This window comes from Clostridium sp. AF02-29 (assembly GCF_934835585.1).
Classification (GTDB): domain Bacteria; phylum Bacillota; class Clostridia; order Lachnospirales; family Lachnospiraceae; genus Otoolea; species Otoolea fessa.
Genome location: NZ_CAKVZK010000068.1, coordinates 1 through 4,466, shown reverse-complemented (window position 1 = coordinate 4,466; position 4,466 = coordinate 1). Strand labels below are relative to the sequence as shown.

Below are 4,466 nucleotides of genomic sequence, written 5' to 3'. Positions count from 1 at the left end.
ATTATACTATGAAATCCTTGAGAATAGGCTGTCAACTTTATTTATACACCATCAATCTGCTGCTTTGGCAATGCCATCCTTTTCTATAATAACTTGTTTTGCTATCGTTCTAATATCCACGTGTTCACCAACTTTCGTTTTTAAAATCACTCACATTTGTTTTCTTTCTGTGTATGTATTTATTATAACAGATGTGCTTTAATAAGCAATAATTTTACGCACATTTATTCAAGATTTGTAAGTGAAATTTTGCATTAATTCGCATTAAAATATTTCACATACAAAAAAGTAAGCTTTTTTCAAAAAAGACTGGATGCAATCTCTCGTAGAATAACATCCAGTCTTGCTTATTTTACTCTTTATTACAGAACCAACTCATGAATCACAATCTCTTCTGCCCGGTTGTAAATGTTGTTCATAGCTTGTACCCATGCCATCTGATTCTGTTCTTTCAATTCGTCCGTTACATTCTCCGTTTCCTGCATCTGCTTAATAATAAACTGTAATCTGTTCTCTGCCTGCTCGTTCAAATCGGCAAGGTAAGTCCAGAGCTGGCCGTCCAGAACCAAATCATTGAACATCATTGAATTGTGCTCCTTCAGATACTCTCGGTGCATCCGCCCATATTTCCCGATAGGGCGTTCCTCATTGGGAAGCTTCAGATCCGGGATGTAGTAATCTCCAACCAATATGTATTCGATATTGTTGATACTCTTAGCTCCCATCTGTGCAGCCTGCTTCAGGAACAGGCGCTTGATTTCTGTATCATCAGCCGCCGCGATGGGATCGATACCTTCATTCCACTCTGTGAGGACACAATCTGCATCTGGGTTCCGCAGTCACACCCGGCGGTTGAGATGGGCATTTATCCGCTTCAGGATCTTGCCAATGAAAATTATATTTCCATTCACCCCAACATGGAAACAGATAATTCCCGGCTTCTGGCAAAGCACCACATCACGCCCCATATCTGCGCCTCGACTTCCAATGTCCCGGCTGCATGGACGATGGTCGCCGCAGGAATGGGCGTTCCCCTGATCAACCGCATTTTATCCCGACAATGGGATGGACCGGTTGTGACACTGCCACTCGACGCTTCCCCGTCCTTTGAGATCGGCATCGCCGCCCCCGTACGGGAAATACAGTCGCCTGCGGCAGCAGAACTGATGAAATTTATGCAGAAGGATCTGATTCATGCCTTCGAGTAATCTATACGAACATCTGCTTTTTATACATTATTCGTCCTTCTTCACCTGCCGCAGCACCTCCTCCGGCACCGAATCCAGCAGATAATTTTTATGTCCGCTATGCGGTCGGTTGGTATGCTCACGTGTCTGATTCTTCACACGGTCTATCTCTTCCTCAAAATCCCGCGCCGAATACAGCCCGCAGCCCTGCCCACGGATGATGATCTGTTCCAGACGGTCAGAGGTCGCTACCATCACCGTATATTTCCGCCCATTTTCATGGGCAAATTTCTCGATGTACTGGTCAGCTGTCTCCGCCTCTTTCGTAAAGACTACATGAATGTTGTGGTAATCCGTCACCTCCGTCCGGTGTCCCTGCACCCGGTAAGCATCGAACACCGCTATCACCTCGATACCGCGGCTTCCCTGATAATCGCATAGAATATCCAGCAGCTTACCACGGGCGCTGTCAATGTTGATCTTTGCCAGCTCATTTAACTCGTCCCAGGAGAAAATAATGTTGTAGCCATCTACCAGCAGATATTCCCGAACCGCTGATGCCATTTTTCCTTTGGAGCTGCCAGTTCTGCTGCTCTGTCTGCCACTTTCCGGCGCTTTCCCTGCATGCTCAAATCCCCCTGCATTTCCAGCCACGGAACCTCCTGATTTTCCCACATTTCCAAATGTCGAAGCTCCAGCTGTCCCGGCTTTCGAATCGCTCTTCTGTCTCACCGCTTCCTGTCTCCGCGCCGTCTCTCCATACACGCCCGCGCCGTACTGCTGCACTGGTCGTTTACTGGTTCCGCCCCAGCGGCGTTTTCCGCCGTCTTCCTTTTTATTGGCATGATAGGTGCGCGCCAGAATCGCATCGACCTCATCCGTTCCAATCCACATCTCCTCGACAGAACCTCCGCCCTGTCCGTCGGAGGAACGTGCGCCTGCTTCAATCGCCTCCATCCGCCGCTTTCCATTGGACGCACCCAGGCAGCTTTCCAGATGCATGTAATCTTTGACCTCGTCCCAGTTGACGACAAATCCGGCTCCGTGTGCACAGAAAACAGATCCGCTCGGGTTTGCCAGATCCGCATCCGGATCATACCCGGCTGCCGCAATGATTTCTTCTTCATTGTGGCACGGTCCGTAGCCATCGAGCGTGCAGATCATCTGTCCCAATCCGCCCGTGTACGCCGTCACCTCCGTCTGATATCCATCGAGTGACGATACCGGGGCACGTCCGGTTAATATTGCCTGCCCGTCCTCCAGCGCCGGTCCCTCAAAGACGGCAAACCGCCGCTCCAGATCGGTCATTGCACGTCCCACCATCTTGTCCGGTATCGTCAGGTGAAAGGCATAAAATGGTTCCAACAGCACCGAATGCGCCTGCATCAGTCCCTGACGGACCGCCCGGTACACGGACTGTCGGAAATCGCCGCCTTCTGTATGTTTCACATGGGCGCGTCCCGATTTCAGCGTAATTTTCATATCCGTAATCGGCGCCCCAATCAGAACGCCCCTGTGTACCTTTTCTTCCAGATGCGTCAGCACCAGCCGCTGCCAGTTTTTACTTAAAATATCTTCACTGCAATCGGTATCAAATACCAGCCCGCTGCCCGGTTCTCCCGGCTCCAGAAGCAGATGTACCTCCGCATAATGGCGGAGCGGCTCAAAATGCCCGACACCCTCGACCGTATCGGTGATCGTTTCTTTATATACAATGCTGCGCCCGCCAAACCGGACATTTACCCCAAAACGCTCTGCAATCAGGCTTTTCAGAATCTCCATCTGGATCTCGCCCATGATCTGGGCGTGAATCTCTTTCTTTTCTTCCTCCCAGACAATATGAAGCTCCGGCTCTTCTTCCTCTAATTGAAGCAGTTTCGGCAGCATCGCCGCCGCATCCACATCCTCCGGAAGCTCGACGCGATACGTCAAAACCGGCTCCAGCACCGGTTCCGCGCCCATTTCACAGACTCCAAGCCCCTCGCCCGGTTTCGTGTGCAAAAGTCCCGTTGCCGCACAAATCATACCCGCCGGTGCCTCGCTCACCGCTTCATACTTATCGCCTGAATACAGGCGGAGCTGATTTACCTTTTCCTCGCCGATCCGGTCTTTGACATGCAGCACACCGCCCGTGATCTTCATATAAGTCAGGCGTTCGCCCTGGTTGTCGCGCACAATTTTAAATATTTTCGCCCCAAATTCGTCCGGATACACTGGTTCCAGCGTATATTCTTCCAAACCGCGCATAAATTCTTCCACGCCCGTATTTTTGAGCGCCGAACCAAAATAACACGGAAACAGATCCCGGCTGGCAATCCGGCTGCGGATCGCATCTTTAGACACCTGTCCCGTCTCCAGAAATTCCTCCAATTCCGCTTCGCCGCTGACTGCTGCCTCTTCATAGAAACTTTCCGTCCCGTCCGCACCAAAATCAACGAAGTTGCCGCCCAGCGACTCTTTTAGGTCGCGCAGGATCTCCTGTTCCCGTCCCGGCGCCAGATCCATTTTATTGATAAAAAGGAACGCCGGAATCTGGTAGCGCGCCAGCAGCCGCCACAGCGTTCTTGTATGCCCCTGCACGCCGTCTGAACCGCTGATGACCAGCACCGCATAGTCCAGCACCTGAAGCACCCGCTCCATTTCCGCTGAAAAATCCACATGTCCCGGCGTGTCCAAGAGCATCACATCCATATCATTCCATGCAAGCCGCGCCTGCTTGGAAAAAATCGTGATTCCGCGCTTTTTCTCCAATTCATATGTGTCCAGGAACGCATCGCCCTTGTCCACCCGCCCCAGATGGCGGATCATGCCGCCCGCATAGAGCATCGCCTCTGATAATGTTGTCTTCCCCGCATCTACGTGCGCCAGAATTCCCACCGCCAGTCTCTTCATGTATGTTACCCTCATTTCCGTTCTATATGAAAAAGAATGTGCCTTGGCACATTCTCGCGCCGAGCGCGGTCGCTTGCGACATGTTTCTGCTTCGCGCGAGTGCGCATCCTCGCGGAGCGTTTTTTGTTTCATAGGACGCAATTTCCTATGAAATAAAAATCACTTTACCTGTTATGATACCATGTATGTCACTGATTGTAAAATACCGCGTGCTGACCAGCCCGCTTCTATAGCACAAAAAAAGTGCCTCTATTTTACTTTTTTTCGTGATTTTTCGGATTGCCAATTTTATGTATTTCTTATAAAATCTACTTTCAGAGTTTTATAATCGTTTTAGGTAATTGCGAAACTCAAAATTGAAATATAAGAGCAGTTATCCACAATAAA

The 4,466-nt window shown here is 50.1% G+C and carries 3 protein-coding genes; 1 reads left to right on the top strand and 2 read right to left on the bottom strand.

Features of this window, described 5'->3' with window-relative positions:
• Positions 1–362: 362 nt before the first annotated feature.
• Positions 363–725, bottom strand: coding sequence for a TnpV protein (locus tag PUQ60_RS11335; RefSeq protein WP_273381453.1), 363 nt, complete (start codon positions 723–725; stop codon positions 363–365).
• Between PUQ60_RS11335 and PUQ60_RS11330 the strand changes: the two genes are divergently transcribed.
• Positions 612–1,208, top strand: coding sequence for a LysR family transcriptional regulator substrate-binding protein (locus PUQ60_RS11330; protein WP_273381451.1), 597 nt, complete (start codon positions 612–614; stop codon positions 1,206–1,208). The two genes, PUQ60_RS11335 and PUQ60_RS11330, sit on opposite strands and share 114 nt — an antisense overlap.
• A gap of 27 nt (positions 1,209–1,235) precedes the next feature.
• Here the strand turns inward: PUQ60_RS11330 and PUQ60_RS11325 are convergent, their stop codons facing one another.
• Positions 1,236–4,079: a TetM/TetW/TetO/TetS family tetracycline resistance ribosomal protection protein gene (locus PUQ60_RS11325; protein ID WP_273381449.1), complete on the bottom strand. Its 2,844-nt coding sequence runs from the start codon at positions 4,077–4,079 to the stop codon at positions 1,236–1,238.
• Positions 4,080–4,466: the final 387 nt, after the last annotated feature.